We start from the raw sequence: 17,850 nt of genomic DNA, 5'->3' as shown, positions 1-17,850 counted from the left end.
AGATCCCCTCTCGCCCACTAATAACAATACGCTCTTATCAAATTTGTTTTCATATTTTAGTAAACTTGTCACTACCGACTACACCTCACACAGTTTTTTAACTGAATTTAATATATATACGTTATCTCCCACGAATAATACTCATGATTAGTGTAATTTTGTATCGGTGAACTATTAATTTATTCCATAGTATGTAACAAAATATAATAAATAATTATAAAATCAATTAAATCAAAAGGATAAATTTCTCAAACGCAGCAAGATTATTTTTACATTGATGGAATAGACAAAAACACTAATTATTAGCCTGCATACTTAAATTAGCATTAACTAATCAACATAGTGATTTATAAGGATTGGGTAGCGACAATTAATTCTGCACTTAATCTTATTTTTAAACTCAACAAGAGGAAGATAGGTAACCACTTTAAATTACCTATCTCGAATGCGATACAAGAATGCAGCGTTTACTTTTTATCTTCGATAATCATTGCCGCTGCACGTTCAGCGATCATAATCGTTGGTGCGTTGGTATTGCCACTTGGGATCTCAGGCATGACAGAGCAGTCTACGACTCGTAAGTTTTCAATACCATGCACACGTAAGCGTAAATCCGTCACCGAATCTTTAGTGTCTGTTCCCATACGGCATGTTCCCACTGGGTGATAAACGGTTTTACAGAAATTACGTACAAACTCTTCAAGCTGAGCATCATCATGGCGCACTGAGTCAGGTGGCATTAATACGTTTTGGCTAACCGCTTGTAACGATGGTGAGCTTAAAACATCTAAACCAAACTTAACCGCACGCTTACATCCTTCCATATCTTCTGGCAATGCAAGGTAATTGGCATGAATTTTTAAAGGAGCTAGAGGGTCTTTACTGCGTAATAGGATTTCGCCTCGAGATTTTGGCTGTAGATACCCCACTTTTAAGGTGAAACCATGAGCGGCAGGTAACGGTTCACCGGGTACATCATCCCAGCTGTCTAAAATGGGTAAAAAATGGATTTGCACATCTGGGCGACCTTGCTCACAGCTATCTTTAAACGCAGCACCCTCAAGAACATTAGACGCTAATAACCCGCTGCGAAATGCCATCCATTCGAAGCCGTGCTTAATGGCGTTTAAGCCTTGATCCGCTCCAAATAAACTGATTGGCTGCTTGGTTGTCACATTAATCGACATGTGCAAATGGTCATGAAAATTCTGACCAACGGGTAAGTTTGCCACCGTATCAATACCCAAGGCGGACAAATGTTCTTCAGGCCCAATGCCTGATAGCATCAATAATTTTGCTGACCCCATTGCACCAGAGCAGATAAGCACTTCGTTACCCGCAATAGCTTCGATTTCATGACCACTTTTTCCTTGATAAGCCACACCAACGGCACAGCCATCCTGAATAATAATTCGATTCACTTGTGTGTTGAGTTTTAAGGTTAGATTTTCACTCTTTTCTACTGATTTTAAATAGGTTTTTGATGTACTGGCTCTTTCGCCGTTGTGGGTCGTCGTTTGATAAAAGCTAGTTCCTTGCTGGCTTTCACCATTCAAATCATTTACATAGGGCAACCCATGTTCTTGTGCTGCTTGAATAAAGGCCATTGAAAGTGGGTGCCGGTAACGGTTTTCACTGACGGGTAAGGGCCCATCTGTACCGTGATACTCCCCTGTCAGGCTTTCATTACGCTCTGCTTTTTTGAACCATGGCAGTACATCTTTATACCCCCACCCTTCACAACCATATTTCTCAGCCCAATTATCATAATCCTGCTTTTGGCCTCGAATATAAATCATGCCATTAACGGAGCTACTTCCACCGAGAACTTTACCTTGGGCAATTTGCATTTTGCGGTTATTTGCATGAGGCTCGGGCTCCGTTTCATAGGGCCAGCTTTTTTGAGCGATGATTTTAGCGACCCCAGCAGGCATCTTAATAAACATATGGTTATCACTTCCACCCGCTTCGAGTAGTAATACACGCGCTTGAGTTTCTTGGATCAATCTAGCTGCTAATACACACCCCGCAGAGCCTGCACCGACAATAATATAGTCATATTTTTCTGTACTCATGATTTAGCCCCATTATGCAAACGCAACAATAAATACACATTGAGTTAACAATAACCCTTTATTTTATTAATGTATTAATGATGTTCTCGTAATGTGATTTCAATCAAAAACAATTTATTTTGTAATTATAAAAATTAAGACCAATACATTGAAATTAAACAAAATATAATAAATTCAAAGTATCTAAAACTGCCTCACTTATATTATTAATACTTTAATAAGAAAATAACCCAATGGAGAGTTAATCATTGATTATTTCAGCCTAAAGACAAAAAAGCCCACTTTCGTGGGCTACATAGCTATTTATGTCAACGCGCTAGCAAATTACCAGAACAGGGCATATAACACACACAGGATAACCATGATTGTGTAGGATGCAATATTGAACCCTGTTGATGTTTTAAACGTTTCAGACGTTAAAACAATCGCACCATTACTGTCATCTTCTTTTGAAGTTGTTAGGCTGATTAAACCAATAACCACAGCGGTGAAGAAGAAGGTGTACATCATTTGGTCAAGGAATGGCATTCCAAGTGGCATCAGTTTTAAGAATAATGCAAATGGAATGGAAAGTAGCACACCAATAATCGCGCCTTTCGCATTGGTTTTTTTCCAGAATAAACCTAACAGGAATACCGCTAAAATCCCAGGGCTTACTAGGCCAGTATACTCTTGAATATATTGGAAAGCTTGGCCAATATTCCCCAGTAACGGCGCAATAAAGCAAGCAATAATTAACGCCACAACCGCACTGATCCGCCCAACATTCACTAATTTATGGTCGGCAGTTGCAGGAGCAATATATTCTTTATAAATATCCATAGTGAAGATGGTTGCCACAGAGTTCAACATGGAAGCTAAAGAAGAAACAATCGCAGCGGCCAATGCAGCAAACACGACACCTTTCGCACCCACAGGTAAGAACTGTGTTAACCATGGGTAGGCTTTGTCCGCTTGTGCCAAGGTTGGCATATGTTCTGAGGCCATAGTTCCTAAACCAGCGAGCAATGCAGGGTCAGAGACAATCACAAATGCAGCAATCCCTGGTAAAACCACAAGAATAGGTACAATGAGTTTTAAGAATGCGGCAAACACCAAACCTTTTTGAGCTTCACCAATGGATTTAGCTGCCAATGCGCGTTGAATGATGTATTGGTTGAAGCCCCAATAATATAAGTTCGCAATCCATAGGCCACCAATCAATACCGCGATGCCCGGTAAGTTACTAAATTGAGGGTTATCTTGGCTCAAGATCATTTCAAAGTGTGCTGGTGCTTCACTCGCCATTCGGCTCATACCGGCAAACAAACCTGCATCGCCACCAATATAGCTCACAGCCATAATCGTGGTTAAGAAACCACCGAGGATTAGGAAAAAAACTTGAACCACGTCGGTCCATGCAACTGCAGACAAACCGCCATACAGGGAGTAAATAACGGCAAACAATGCTAAACCAAAAATAGCATAATGCATTGGAATGCCAAGAATAGTTTGTAATGCTAATGAGCCTAAGTACAGTACTGATGTTAAGTTAACAAAGATAAATAATGCCAGCCAAAATACCGCTAAGATCGTTTTTAATGTTTTATTAAAGCGTTTTTCAACAAACTCAGGAATAGTGAATATGCCTTTATCTATAAACACAGGCATAAAATATTTAGCAACGATAATCAGCGTCAATGCTGCCATCCACTCATAAGACGCAATGGCTAATCCGATAGAAAAACCGGAGCCTGACATACCGATAAACTGCTCTGCGGAGATATTTGCTGCGATTAAAGATGAACCAATTGCCCACCATGGCAACGTTTTCCCTGCTAAGAAATAGTCTTTTGTTCCTTTTTTTTGCCCATTTTTATCTCGGGATACCCAAAGCCCGACGGTAATAATGATTAGCACATACAGGATGAATATCCCGTAGTCTAAAGTGCTTAATCCAACACCTTCTGTCTGCATAATAAATTTCCTTCGCCAAGTGATAACGAAGTTAGTGTAAACGTTACCACAAAATAACTCCGTTATGTGAATCACATATTTTCACAATCTTCTTACTTATGGCTATTTAACACGTTAAATCTACACAAACCCTGCAGGTTCAATGCCTACATAAAGGTAAAAGAGACGATTTAGGTAAGGAAAAATTAGAAACATCCTCAAAGACGTGATAAACGTCAAAAATAAATGTAAACGTTATCATTAAATATGACTTTTTAATGTTTATCACGGTATGGCAGTTAAGAATGAAGCGGGCGAACTGAGTTTCGCTGAACGAGAGTGGGAGAATAAATTAAGTTATCACCCGCTATCTTTTCACCACGAGCGAGAGAAAGGGCTAATTGTGTGGCTTTTTCTGCCATCATTTGAATAGGATAGCGAATGGTAGTTAAGCGCGGATGAATATAACGAGCGATTAAGACATCATCAAAACCAATCACGGACACCTGATCAGGCGCATTAATTTCATTTTCATCGAGTACCGCAATTGCGCCTGCAGCCATGAAATCGTTATACCCCACTACAGCGGTTATCTCCAAAGATTTGGTAAGTAAATTGGTCATGGCTTGTTCACCGCCTTCACCATAAGGCACGCCGTATTCAATATAGCTATCCGAAAGCGTTATTCCGTTATTTTTCAAGGCATCGCGGTAGCCTAATAAACGCTGTACCGCATCTTCTATTTGATGGTTCGACGAAATATAAGCAATTTTCGTATGACCATGGCGAATAAGATGTTCCGTTGCTAAATACGCCCCTTTGTAGTTATTCAATGAAATGCAGCGATTGCCAATTTCCTCAATATGGCGATTTATCAATACCATACTGGGAACCTCTTTCGCATATTCAATCAGTTCATCATCAGAAAGAGCTTTAGAATGGATAATTAATGCATCACAGCGATTATTAATCAGCAACTCGATTGATTGCCGCTCTTCTTTTGCGTTGTGGTAACCATTACAAATTAAAATGTGTTTACCATTTTTGTGAGCCACCGCATCGACGGCTTTGACCATCACACCAAAAAACGGGTCTGAAACATCGTTAACTAGCACACCAATAGTGTTTGAACTTTGATTGACGAGGGCACGTGCAGCAGCGTTCGGGCGGTAGCCAAGCTTATTCATGGCTTTATTCACTGATTCAATCGAGGCTTGACTCGCCTTTGGTGACTTATTGATCACCCGTGAAACAGTTGCAACGGAAACGCCCGCCTCTTTCGCTACATCTTTGATTGTCGCCATCGTGCACCTCTGCAATTAGGATGGCTTATTAAACAATGTGCTAGGATTAAAAACAATGGCATTACGCATAATAAAGTTGTTTATATCAAAAGAAAACACCGCCAAATGGCGGTGTTGAATACAAAAACAATAATTTTAGAAAATGAATTGGTAACTCGTTTCATTGATATAAATCTGTTCGGGCTGTGAAATCGGGCTGTATTGTGATCCCCATTCAGGATGATTTACCGCATTAGGAGGAAATTGCGTTTCAAATGCGACCCCTGAATAAGGGGTATATTCCCCCGTTTTTCCTGCCACTGAATTTAAATAATTTCCTGTATATAGCTGCATTGATGGCATCGTCGTTAAAATATCCATTCGTACATCCCTGTCAGGAGAATACAGCGATGCAACAGGTTGCTGACCATCAGTTAATGTCTCATCAAGAATAAAGGTGTGGTCATAGCCTCGAGCCGCTTTTTGGTCTGCATCTTGTAAAAAATTGCGGCCAATTGTCTTTATGCAGCGAAAGTCAAAATATGTATCGGTCACATTTTTCCATTCCCCTGTCGGAATGCCGTCTAAGTCTGTCGGTAAGTAAGAGTCGCTCTGGATTTCGAGCTCATGGCCTAATACCGTTTCGCCCGCCCCTTCTCCTGCAAGATTAAAATACGTATGGTTTGTTAAATTGACTGGGCACGCCTGTGTTGTTTGGTGCTGATAACGAATAACCACTTGGTTTTCTTCCGTTAATTCATAAATTACCTCAACCTTTAGCTCCCCAGGAAAGCCTTGGTCACCATCAGGTGAAACTAGCGAAAAAGTCACTTGGCGTGCATTTTGCTGCGAAACACCCCATATTCGATAACTAAAGTTATCTTTTCCGCCGTGTAAGCAATGTGGACCTTGGTTGTTTGTGACCTTATATCCTATTCCATTAATCGAAAATTGCGCATTTTCAATACGGTTTGCCACACGACCTACCGTCGCCCCTAAATACACCGCCTGCTCCCTTTGCTTGGCAATATTTGGGGAACCTAAAACAACATCACGCTGCCCACTTTCGAGTGGTAAAACACAACTTAGCCAACTCGCTCCTAGGTTTGTCAGTGTAATTTGCATCCCACGGCGGTTAGTTAACGTCACGACAGTAGGAGCAGGTGACGCGAAGTCAATCTTTTGCATAAACAATCCTTTGTCTCGAATTAAATAACGCCTGCACCTTTACTTGGTTGGCACACATAGATATCTGCATGTAAACCTGTTGCATCTGCGTATTGTGATTCAACCGCATTGATGACAGGCTTGACAAGGTGCTGTTGCATTAGGGCAACCACACAGCCACCAAAACCACCACCTGTCATGCGTACGCCACCTTGAGAGCCTAAAACCGACTTCACAATATCCACTAAAGTATCAATTTCTTTGACGGTGATTTCAAAATCATCACGCATAGAAATATGCGATTGTTCCATTAATTGACCAAGCAATAATAAATTGTTTTCTGTCAGTGCCTTAGCAGCCGACAATGTGCGCTCATTTTCACTAATCACATGCTTTGCACGCTGCGCAACAAGGGGTGACAATAAATGCTCTCTTTGTACAAAATCTTCATAGCTCATATCACGCAATGCTTTAACCCCAAACGTTTTTGCCGCTTCTTCGCATTGCTGACGACGCGTGTTGTACTCGCTTCCGACGAGCCCTCGTTGTTTATTTGAATTGATTATCATCACAACCAAATCATCTGGGATGGAAATAGGAAACAGCGCTAAGCTACGGCAATCAATCAATAAGGCATGCCCTTCGTCCCCACAAGCAGAAATAAGCTGATCCATAATGCCGCAATTGCAACCGACAAATTGGTTTTCTGCCTGTTGACCGTTCAGTGCTATCTCTTGCTGACTAATATCTAACTGATACAAACTCTTAAGTGTCTGTCCTATCACCACTTCTAATGAGGCTGAAGAGCTTAACCCCGCGCCTTGAGGAACGTTACCACTAACCGCAATATCGCAACCGTTAAATGAAAAACCACGTTCTAATAAGAACTTAACCACTCCACGGATATAGTTCGCCCACATTTTTTCAGGTAAAAATGTAATTTCATCGTCAAGGCTAAATTCATCACAGTCATTATTATAATCAGCAGCAACAACGCGAATAATGCGATCTCCGCGTTTTGATGCAGCTGTCATGGTTAGGTAATCAATTGCACAAGGTAAAACGAAGCCATCGTTATAATCGGTATGTTCACCAATTAAGTTTACGCGCCCTGGTGCTTGCACGTAGATATCCGCTGGATAACCAAATGTTTTTTCAAACGAACTAGCAACCGTCTGTTTTAGTAATTCCATTATTGTGTTCCTTGATCATAAAATTGATTTGCTCGGAAAATAAAAACCAAACAAATATTAATTAGGTGTATTTCTACCAATGCAATTAGGCTTAATTCTGTTTGTAGTGCCTATCACTAACGTCTCTAAGGCGTTGAGCCGCCTGTTCTGGGGTTAAATCCCGTTGTGTTTCTGCCAGCATTTCATAACCCACCATAAATTTTTTCACGGTTGCAGAACGCAGTAATGGCGGGTAGAACAGCGCATGTAATTGCCAATGCTCGATATTTTTATCTTCTTTAAAATAAGGCGCAAAATGCCACCCCATTGAATAAGGAAAGGAACATTCGAATAGGTTGTCGTAACGACAAGTCAGTTTTTTCAGCGCAACACCCAAGTCCAAACGAATGGCATCGTTCATTTCATCCATTCGTTTAATGTGTTGTTTCGGCAATAATAACGTTTCAAATGGCCAAGCCGCCCAATATGGCACTAGTGCCACCCAGTGCTCAGTTTCAACCACTATGCGAGAGCCATCCTGCCGCTCTGCGTTGACATAATCCATTAGTAAGTTAGTGCCATGGCGTTGATAATATTCAGATAAAAAATGGTTTTTATGCTCAATTTCATTAGGCAAGAAGTCACTCGCCCAAATTTGCCCATGGGGATGAGGCTGTGAACACCCCATAATTTCACCTTTATTTTCAAATACCTGAATCCATGTATAACGCTCACTTAGCTCACTAATCTGCTGCTGCCACGTCGTTATTACACCGCCAATTTCAGGCAGTGAAAGCTCAGGTAAGGTTTTACTGTGATCGGGTGAAAAACAGATTACACGGCTAACACCACTTACTGATTGAGCTTGGAATAATTCAGACTGGTTTTTCGGTTGTGCACAGGCATCCGCCAATAAAGCACCATGGTCATTTTGAAAAACATACGTCCCTTGATAGTTAGGGTTCACTTCCCCTGAAACCCGCGTATTGGTTGGGCAAAGAAAACAACCCGCATCATAATGGGGTAGCTTTTCTACCGCTGGTTTTTCATCCCTACCACTCCAAGGTCGTTTGGCGCGATGAGGCGACACCAACACCCATTGCCCGGTTAGTGGGTTATAACGGCGATGAGGGCAGTCTGAGGGGTTAAATTGCAATGTATTCATCCAATCACTCTCCTATACACCATAACCATTGGGGTTATTTGATTGCCAGCGCCAGCTATCTACCGCCATATCATCAATGGTACGGCGCGTTTTCCAGCCAAGTTCGCGATAAGCTTTTTCAGGGGTTGACCAATATTCCGCAATATCCCCCGCGCGACGAGGTTCAAATACATAAGGGATGGGTTTTCCTACTGCTTTTTCAAAAGCCTGTAATACTTGCAGCACACTGACGCCACACCCTGACCCTAAATTATAGGTATGTAGCCCTGCTTTATGGCCAACCCCCTGTAACGCAGCAACATGCCCATCCGCCAAATCCATCACATGGATATAATCCCGAACCCCTGTTCCATCTATGGTTGGGTAATCGTTTCCATAAATAGCCAGTTTTTCCCTTTTTCCAACAGCAACCTGTGTGATATAAGGTGTTAAGTTATTAGGGATGCCTTGAGGGTCTTCACCGAGTGTTCCTGAAGGGTGCGCACCAACAGGGTTAAAATAGCGCAAAACCGATATCGACCAAGTGTTGTCAGCTTGAAAGAGATCCTCAAGACAACGTTCAACCATGTATTTACTCGTGCCATAGGGGCTCTGAGTATTCCCTGTCGGGAAATCTTCAGTGATAGGTAATGCATGAGGCTGCCCGTATACTGTCGCTGAAGAACTAAAGATTAAACACTTTACGTTCGCTTTTTGCATACAGCGCACTAAAACCAGGGTTCCATTTAGGTTAACATCATAATATTCAATTGGTTTTTCGACTGATTCACCGACTGCTTTTAACCCTGCAAAATGGATCACTGAATAAAATTGGTGAGAGGCAAAGATATCATTGAGCGTTTGCTCGTCACGAACATCACACGGGTAAAATACAGGGCGCACACCCGTTAATTTTTCAATACGATTAAGGACTTCGCGCTTTGCATTATATAAATTATCAACGATAACAGGTGAAAACCCTGCTTTTATTAGTTGAATACAAGTATGGCTGCCGATATACCCTAACCCACCTGTGACCAACACTTCAGTCAGTTTCATTTTTCACCTCTATACGTTTTCTCATCGTTAAACTTGCCATTGCTGCGGAGTATAGCAATGAGTTGCCATCCACTTCTGTGATCAACCTCGACTTAGTGTAAACGTTTACACAAAAATATAAAGGCCTCTTTAAAATGGCTCAAAAAATTGTTATGCGAGGTGTTTCGATGAAATAATTTTCCCCCCTTTTTCGGGATGAATAACTGAATTTAACAAGGCGCTAGCAATATTTTGGGCTGGGCTAATTTGGCAGCTAGCGGGTAATATGCGGGATAAACTAGAGATAATACGGATAACAACCACTTCACCAAGGCGCTCTTGGTTACGATGCCCACTAATGACGTTAGGACGCACTAATGTCAAGGACTCAAAATTCAAGGCGATTAAGCTTTGTTCAAGCTTCCCTTTTATTCGGCTGTAAAAAAATGGCGAGTTCGCGTTAGCACCTAATGCAGAGGTTAACGCATAAGTTGGGCACCCCCATTTTTTGGCAAGTTTTGCACATTCTAAAGGGTAAGTGTAATCAACTTGGCGAAATGCGGCTTTTGACCCTGCCACTTTCATGGTTGACCCTAATGTACAAATTACCGCATCCACATCCCAAATATTGGCTTCATCGGGAAGTTGGTCAAAATTCACAATTGGCGCGAATAGTTTCGGGTGTACAGGCAATTCATGACGCACAGGGGTAATAATTTGGCTAATACGAGGGTCAGCAAGCGCTTGCTCTAACACATGGCTCCCCACTAATCCAGTTGCGCCTATTAGTAATATTTTCATTAATCGCCCTCCGTTTTAAAATTGAAGAGATCAACAACTCAATAATGACAACGTTATTTCAGTTATACGTTTTTCTTCTTATACCTTATAACCTAAGCAAATACTGCATTTTTGTGCCTATATCCCATTTTGTAGCTCTTTTGTTGTTTGATTGTGAAAATCACTTGATATTGGGCATAATTATAAAGATAATCATTCTCAGTATCATTTCTGTTATCAGTATAGTTAGCATGGTAAATAATATGACAGCGCCAGTTGCAGAAAATATCGCCGAAACGGCCAAGCAAACAATCAAAACTGACGTCGTAGAGAGTCAACAGCTCTTGGGGCCGGCAGGAAAGGTTTCCATACAGCACAATGGCGAGCTTTACCAGTTAAGGCAAACGCGTACAGGTAAATTGATTTTAACGAAGTAACGTTCCAACAAAAAATTTTATCCGCAAGCCACCTAGGTTACTCATCCAGGCAGCCAGCTTAATCTAAAACATAGGAATAGGTTTCTATGGAGTTTAAACTGCCGTCTGTATTTGCTGGTTCTTCATCCAAAAAGCAAACAAAAAGGTCATACTCCGACCACGTAAAATTCGCAATCATTACTCGCACACTTTGTGATATTCCTGCGCATCTTACATTCGAAACTCCCTATGTAATGCCAACCTCCTATCCCCCTGATGGGCTACATGCCTGTCCATAAGTATTTTAGCCATTACATAAATAGCCTTTTATTTCCGCTACTTAACCTAGCAAAAAATGAAACTTTTACGGAGTGTCACCATTATGTCTCATGTTTTACGGATATCCGTGTTGACCAGCGCGATCTTAGGTGTCATCGCCAGCGCTCATGCACAAGCGGCTGAACCTTCAACAACTAAAAAAAGCAATGACGTCATGACTGTTTATGCGACAGGGACTGAACGTGATAGCTTTGATGCACCGATGATGGTGAGCGTGATTAAAAATGACTCACCTGAAACCCAAACGGCAAGCACGGTCAATGATATTCTACGCAAAGTCCCTGGTATTAACGTGGCAGGCACTGGTCGTTCAAATGGGCAAGATGTCTCCATGCGTGGGTTTGACCGCCGTGGGATCTTGACCCTAGTAGATGGCGTTCGCCAAGGCACCGACACAGGCCATGTTAATGGCACATTTATTGACCCTGCCCTGATCAAGCAAGTGGAAATCGTTCGTGGTCCATCCGCCCTGCTTTATGGTAGCGGTGCAATGGGGGGGGTGATTGCGTGGGAAACTGCTGATGCAAAAGACTTGTTACGTGATGGGCAAAATCACGGTTTTCGCGTCTTTTCCCAAGCCGCGACAGGCGACCATAGCTTTGGTTTTGGTGGCACAACGTTTGGGCGCACCGATAACCTTGATGGGGTTTTCAGCTTTGTAACAAAAGAAGTGGGTGATATTCGCCTCAGTAATGGCGATGACATGGATAACAAAGAAACCATTGCTAACCTACTTGCCAAAGGCACATGGCAAATAGATGATGCACAGAAGCTTGCGGGTCAAGTTCGTTACTATAATAACGACGCTCATGAACCTAAAAACCCACAGAAATTGAATGTCGGTAAAGATAACCTACAAGTTAACCGCACTACTCGCCAACGTGATGCCCAAGCGACTTATCAGCTCAATCCTTCATCACAAGATTGGTTAAACCTAAAAGTCACTCCTTATTATTCCGAGGTAAATATTACGGCTAAAGGTAAAGGAACCCCTTATGAAGGCCGCACGCAAAAAACTTACGGTTTAAAAGCTGATAACCGCTCTAATGTTTATGATTTACCGCTGGCGGCTCATAACTTCACCTACGGCAGCGAAGCTTATAAGCAAAAGCAAACCCCTTACGCAAACACAACCCAATTCCCTGATGCGGATATCACCTTTGCTTCTGGATTCTTACAAGACGAAATTGCCCTAAAAGATTTACCCGTGTCATTTATTGTGGGTACACGTTATGACCACTATAAAGCGAAAGCAAAAGGCAATGAGGACGTTAAAGCAGATAAATGGTCATCGAAAGGTGCGATAAGTATTACACCAACAGATTGGTCCATGCTATTTGCATCCTACTCTGAAGCCTTCCGTGCGCCGACAATGATGGAAATGTATAACGATGAAACACACTTTCGTATCGGGCCAATTGCGAATAAATGGCGGCCAAATCCAAATCTAAAACCCGAATCAACACGCACCGCTGAATACGGCTTTGGCTTACGTTTTGACGACTTATTGATGGAAAGGGATAACCTGCAATTTAAAGCCAGCTACTTTGACACAAAAGCCAAGGATTATATCAATACTTATGTCACACCTAAGCCTGATTTTAGAAATCCAGAAAATAATTACACCATGTCAATCAATGATAAACGCGCCAAAATTTGGGGTGTAGATGCATCACTGGATTATAAAACAGATTATTTCACCTGGAATTTAGCCTACAACCGTACAACAGGTAAGAACGAGTATAACGGTAAATCAATTACGTCAATCAAACCAGAGTCATTAACCAGTAACCTGTCAATTCCTGTTGCTAATAGCGGTTTTTCCGTGGGCTGGTTAGGGGAATTTACCCGCCATACCGACTTCAATAAGGCCTCTGAAGCTAAACAACAAGCTGGCTATGCCGTCCATGATTTCTACGTTAGCTACAAAGGTGACGGCGAACTCAAAGGTTTAGGCACCAGCGTGGTGTTAGGCAATGCCTTCGACAAAGAATATTACTCATCACAGGGCATTCCTCAAGATGGACGTAATGCCAAGCTACTGGTCAGCTTCCAGTGGTAATTCATAATAATATTAAGGAGATAAATGTGAATCCAACCATTTTTGAGCGTTACCAACAAGCCAAAGCAGATAACAAAGCCAAATACGCTCGTGATCTTGCCGCTTACCTAAATATTTCTGAAGCCCAGTTGCTGCACAGCCGCGTGGGTCATGATAACGCCGTGCGTTTAGAGGTTGACGCGCCAACGTTATTGACTGAATTAGCCGCAGTTGGCCAAGTCAAAGCCATTACCCGCAACGAATACGTGGTGCATGAGCAAGTAGGTCGTTATGACAATGCGACATTCAGCCCTCACGGTGGTTTGATTTTAAACCCTCGCGCCCTTGATTTACGTATGTTTTTTTCCCATTGGGATGCGATTTTCGCCCTGACAGAAGACACCAAACACGGTGAGCGCCACAGTATCCAATTCTTTGATAAACAAGGTGATGCACTGCATAAAGTCTACACCACAGATGAAACTGATATGGCGGCATGGCAAGCACTGATTGAGAAGTATGCGACGCAAGATAACAGTGAATTAACCCATGTACCCGCTACGCCATTTACTAACCAACCCGTTAGCGATGAGCTAAAACAACAATTAGAACAAGAATGGCGCAACATGACAGATGTGCACCAATTTTTTGTTTTATTGAAAAAGAATAACTTGAGCCGCCAGCAAGTTTTCGCCGCCGTGAGTGATGATTTAGCTTGGAAAGTGCCGACCGATTCCTTCAATCAGCTGATTAATACTGCGTTCAATGACCAGAACGAAATCATGATTTTTGTGGGCAACCGTGGATGTGTGCAAATTTTCACTGGTGAAATCAAAAAAATCATGCCATATCAGAGTGAAGGTTCAGACTTGAAATGGCTCAACATTTTCAATCCTGATTTTACCTTACACATGATTGAAAACGGCATTCATGAGTGCTGGGTAACACGCAAACCAACGCAAGATGGCTTTGTGACTAGCCTTGAAGTTTTCGATATTGAAGGGAATCAAATCGCACAAATGTACGGTCAGCGCACTGAAGGTACGCCAGAGCAAGAACAATGGCGCCAGCAAGTCACTGCGTTACCCCGCATTTAAAATTTAGGTAATTTATTATGAAACAATGGCTTCTAACCTTATCAGTCCTGTTTGTCTCGTTCAGTTCTTATGCTGCGCAGCGCATTGTCACCCTCGGTGGTGATGTGACAGAGATAGTTTATGAACTTGGTGCACAAGACCAACTTGTTGCCCGCGACAGTACCAGCCTGCACCCAGAGCAAGCGACCAAGCTGCCTGACGTTGGGTATATGCGAATGCTTAACGCTGAAGGCGTGCTTTCAATGCGCCCAACCTTGGTGCTCGCCAGTGAATTAGCAAAACCGTCCATGGCGTTAACGCAAATAGAAAAAAGCGGCGTTAAAGTCATCAAAGTGACAGGGAAACCGAGTTTAGAAGCCATTCCAGAAAAAATCACCACCATTGCCGCTGCGGTTGGCAAGCCTGAGCAAGGCAAGCAATTGGTGGATAAATTCAATCAATCGCTTAGCCAAGTCAACACGGCACCGATTGATAAAAAAGTGTTGTTTATCATGAGCCATGGTGGTGTTCTCCCCTTAGCAGCGGGGAAAAAAACGGCGGTGGATAGCATGATAACAGCAATTGGTGCGAAAAATGCGATGGCCAATTTTGATAGCTATCGCCCGCTTTCCTCAGAAGGCTTATTGTCTAGCCAACCTGACTTAATTGTCTTCACCGAAGAAGGTATTAAATCATTAGGTGGCGTTGATCGCGTGTGGAACTTACCCGGTATTGCTATGACGCCTGCGGGGAAAAATAAAGCACTCGCCGTCGTTGATGATGTGGGCATGCTAACGTTTAGTTTAGGCACACCAAAAGTCATGCAACAACTACGTGAGGCATTAGAGAAGTCCCAATGATCCGTTTTAAGCGCCCTTTATTTGTTATTCTAATTTTATTGTTCGTGCTTTGTGGCCTGACGTTTATTGCATCTAACGCAGGGCCGATAAACTTTTCATTCAGTACACTGTGGCAAGCTTCTGCCACCGATCCTGACTGGCAAATTTGGCTAAACATTCGTTTACCGCGAGTCTTAATTGCCATTTTAGTGGGGCTAGCACTGGCTGTGTCTGGCGCCATTATGCAAGGGCTTTTTCGTAATCCACTCGCGGATCCCAGTTTGCTAGGCATCAGTAGTGGTGCGGCATTAGCCGTTGCCGCTTTTATCGTTTTATCTTTTTCATTACCAGCGGTAATGCAAAACTATGGCCATATCGCGGCGGCTTTTATTGGCAGCTTAATTGTTTCGTTAATTATTTTTAGTTTAAACCGTTCATCCAGCGGCAACTTGGCACGCTTACTACTCGCAGGCATCGCAATTAATGCACTGTGTATGTCGTTTATCGGTGTGCTGAGTTATATCAGTAATGACCAGCAACTTCGAACCTTTAGTCTCTGGATGATGGGCACGTTGGGGAATGTGGATTGGACGTCGTTAGCCATTGCCGCTACGGTCATTTTACCTGTCACCCTAGTGTGTTTATGGCAGGGAAATAAGCTCAATATCCTCCAGTTAGGGGATGAAGATGCTCACTACCTAGGTTTGAATGTTGAACGGGCGAAATTTGTTTTGCTGTTTCTCAGTGCCTTATTAGTCGGATGTGCGGTAGCAATGAGTGGCGTGATTGGCTTTGTTGGGTTAGTGGTTCCACACTTAATCCGTATGACATTAGGCCCCGACCACCGTTGGTTAATACCGGGGTCAGCCATTGTCGGTGCTGCGCTATTGTTAATCGCCGACACCATTGCCCGTACCGCAGTCGCCCCTGCTGAAATCCCTGTTGGTCTGCTCACTGGGCTGATTGGTGGGCCATACTTCTTATGGCTAATTTTACGCCAACCTGCGGGGAGAATTTAGACGATGCAAGATAAATCTATTTTATTAGAGGCACAGAGCCTGACTTATCAAATCGACGATAAGGCATTGATTAACAATATAAGCCTTTCGATAAAACAGCATGAAATGGTAGTCATTATTGGCCCCAATGGTGCAGGGAAATCCAGCCTATTAAAACTGTTAACTGGCTATACAACACCTACACAAGGTGTTTGCCTATTAGAGGGGCGCTCGTTAAAAGAGTGGCAAGGCAATGAGCTAGCTCGCAAACGTGCGGTAATGAAGCAACATAGCAATTTGCAATTTGCATTCACTGTTGAAGATGTCGTGGCCATGGGGCGTACCCCTTATGGTTCCGAACACAAGCAAATTGCTATTGAAGAGGCGTTATCCCTAACCCATTGCCAAGTGTTGCGCCACCGCGATTATCGGCAGCTTTCTGGCGGTGAACAACAACGCGTTCAATTAGCACGTGTGTTGGCACAGTTATGGCAGCCCACAAGCCAAGGCGCCTGTTTATTTTTAGATGAACCTACGTCGGCTCTGGATTTATACCACCAGCAACATAGCTTACGTCTACTGCACCAACTAACCCGCGAACGCCCTATTGGCGTGTGCTGTGTGCTACATGATTTAAACCTAACCGCGTTATACGCCGATCGTGTTTATTTAATTCACGAAGGGGAGTTAGTCGCCAGTGGTACGCCAACGGAAGTATTAACAACAGAAAATCTCACTCGTTGGTACCAAGCCGACTTAGGGGTAAGCAAACATCCTGAAAATGATACACCTCATATCTATTTGCGCCATTAATGGTTTTATTCTGTTGTAACGACTAAGGGCACATTAACAACGTGCCTTTATCTCCCCCTCACTATAAATTGCTCTATTCTTTTGTTTTTCTTAAACTATTCATTTTATAATCATCTTGTTATGCTCAAGTGTAAACGATAACTCAATTGTTCATTTACCTCTCTAAAAAGGCGTGAAATTAATACAATCTATTGATAGCGATTTGAAATTTGAAGATAAATATTAAGAATTTTCCCCTAGAATACGCCTAAACACACAAATGGGCTAATAAGGCAGAAAATGGAAAGTAATATTATCCAAACATTGATTGAATTGACGCATCGTGGCAATGATGACGTAAAAATTGCTGCCATTTCGGCGTTAGGGGATTACCGTGCAACTGTTGAACAACAAATTGCGATTCATCGTCTTCTTGATTTATGCAAAGACCCAAATAAAGATGTGGCTGTATCTGCGATTAAAGCATTAAGTAAATTATCTGAGCATTTTGAATAAAAACCTTAGCCTTCGATTAAGTTAATTCGTTAACTAATCAAATAATATTCTCACTCATCTTTCTCCCGTAAATCCCGATTTATTCTTACCACACCCGAAATCCAGGTAGGCATACCCTCGGGCATTCAATCATTTTTATGATTAAAACCAATAAATTATATCTCTTTTCATTCCATCCGCTTTTTTTTATATTTTTAGATTAAATATTTTGATAATATCAATATTATTGAACTTAAATG

15 protein-coding genes are annotated in these 17,850 nt (G+C 42.3%); 7 read left to right on the top strand and 8 right to left on the bottom strand.

Annotated elements, in window-relative coordinates; genetic code table 11:
* Positions 1-467 precede the first annotated feature (467 nt).
* From J6836_RS02945 to J6836_RS02910, 8 genes are all read right to left on the bottom strand, one after another.
* A complete protein-coding gene (locus J6836_RS02945; protein ID WP_219246692.1) occupies positions 468-2,075 on the bottom strand; it encodes a GMC family oxidoreductase in 1,608 nt (535 codons plus the stop codon).
* 324 nt (positions 2,076-2,399) lie between these two features.
* Positions 2,400-4,031: a sodium/sugar symporter gene (locus J6836_RS02940; RefSeq protein ID WP_219246689.1), complete on the bottom strand. Its 1,632-nt coding sequence runs from the start codon at positions 4,029-4,031 to the stop codon at positions 2,400-2,402.
* A gap of 278 nt (positions 4,032-4,309) precedes the next feature.
* Positions 4,310-5,314: a substrate-binding domain-containing protein gene (locus tag J6836_RS02935; RefSeq protein WP_219246687.1), complete on the bottom strand. Its 1,005-nt coding sequence runs from the start codon at positions 5,312-5,314 to the stop codon at positions 4,310-4,312.
* 135 nt (positions 5,315-5,449) lie between these two features.
* A complete protein-coding gene (gene galM, locus J6836_RS02930) occupies positions 5,450-6,481 on the bottom strand; it encodes a galactose-1-epimerase (RefSeq protein WP_219246685.1) in 1,032 nt (343 codons plus the stop codon).
* A 20-nt stretch (positions 6,482-6,501) separates the two neighbouring features.
* A complete protein-coding gene (gene galK, locus J6836_RS02925; protein ID WP_219246683.1) occupies positions 6,502-7,653 on the bottom strand; it encodes a galactokinase in 1,152 nt (383 codons plus the stop codon).
* A 91-nt stretch (positions 7,654-7,744) separates the two neighbouring features.
* Positions 7,745-8,797, bottom strand: a complete 1,053-nt coding sequence (locus J6836_RS02920; protein WP_219246681.1) for a UDP-glucose--hexose-1-phosphate uridylyltransferase — start codon at positions 8,795-8,797, stop codon at positions 7,745-7,747.
* Positions 8,798-8,809: 12 nt separating this feature from the next.
* Positions 8,810-9,835 carry a UDP-glucose 4-epimerase GalE gene (gene galE / locus J6836_RS02915; RefSeq protein ID WP_219246679.1) on the bottom strand — a complete coding sequence of 342 codons (1,026 nt, stop codon included), beginning with the start codon at positions 9,833-9,835 and terminating at the stop codon, positions 8,810-8,812.
* A gap of 150 nt (positions 9,836-9,985) precedes the next feature.
* Entirely contained in the window at positions 9,986-10,615 is a 630-nt protein-coding gene (locus tag J6836_RS02910; protein ID WP_219246677.1) for an NAD-dependent dehydratase, read from the bottom strand.
* A gap of 242 nt (positions 10,616-10,857) precedes the next feature.
* Between J6836_RS02910 and hemP the strand changes: the two genes are divergently transcribed.
* From hemP to J6836_RS02875, 7 genes are all read left to right on the top strand, one after another.
* The gene (gene hemP, locus J6836_RS02905; protein WP_255586312.1) at positions 10,858-11,031 is read left to right on the top strand and encodes a hemin uptake protein HemP; all 174 of its coding nucleotides are present in this window, start codon (positions 10,858-10,860) and stop codon (positions 11,029-11,031) included.
* Positions 11,032-11,392: 361 nt separating this feature from the next.
* On the top strand, positions 11,393-13,411 hold the full coding sequence (locus J6836_RS02900) for a TonB-dependent hemoglobin/transferrin/lactoferrin family receptor (protein ID WP_219246673.1): 2,019 nt from the start codon (positions 11,393-11,395) through the stop codon (positions 13,409-13,411).
* A 26-nt stretch (positions 13,412-13,437) separates the two neighbouring features.
* Complete coding sequence (locus tag J6836_RS02895) at positions 13,438-14,487, top strand: hemin-degrading factor (RefSeq protein ID WP_219246672.1); 1,050 nt, start codon at positions 13,438-13,440, stop codon at positions 14,485-14,487.
* Between the two features lie 17 nt (positions 14,488-14,504).
* Positions 14,505-15,326, top strand: a complete 822-nt coding sequence (locus J6836_RS02890; protein ID WP_219246671.1) for a heme/hemin ABC transporter substrate-binding protein — start codon at positions 14,505-14,507, stop codon at positions 15,324-15,326.
* Positions 15,323-16,324, top strand: coding sequence for a FecCD family ABC transporter permease (locus J6836_RS02885; protein ID WP_219246670.1), 1,002 nt, complete (start codon positions 15,323-15,325; stop codon positions 16,322-16,324). Before J6836_RS02890 ends, J6836_RS02885 begins: the two co-directional genes overlap by 4 nt.
* Before the next feature lie 3 nt (positions 16,325-16,327).
* Entirely contained in the window at positions 16,328-17,116 is a 789-nt protein-coding gene (locus J6836_RS02880) for a heme ABC transporter ATP-binding protein (protein WP_219246668.1), read from the top strand.
* Between the two features lie 279 nt (positions 17,117-17,395).
* Positions 17,396-17,611 carry a HEAT repeat domain-containing protein gene (locus tag J6836_RS02875; protein WP_219246665.1) on the top strand — a complete coding sequence of 72 codons (216 nt, stop codon included), beginning with the start codon at positions 17,396-17,398 and terminating at the stop codon, positions 17,609-17,611.
* Positions 17,612-17,850: the final 239 nt, after the last annotated feature.

Origin of the sequence: Providencia sp. R33 (assembly GCF_019343475.1) — a bacterium.
Taxonomy (GTDB): Bacteria; Pseudomonadota; Gammaproteobacteria; order Enterobacterales; family Enterobacteriaceae; genus Providencia.
Note: the sequence above shows the minus strand (reverse complement) of the source record. Positions and strands in the feature narration are given on the sequence as shown.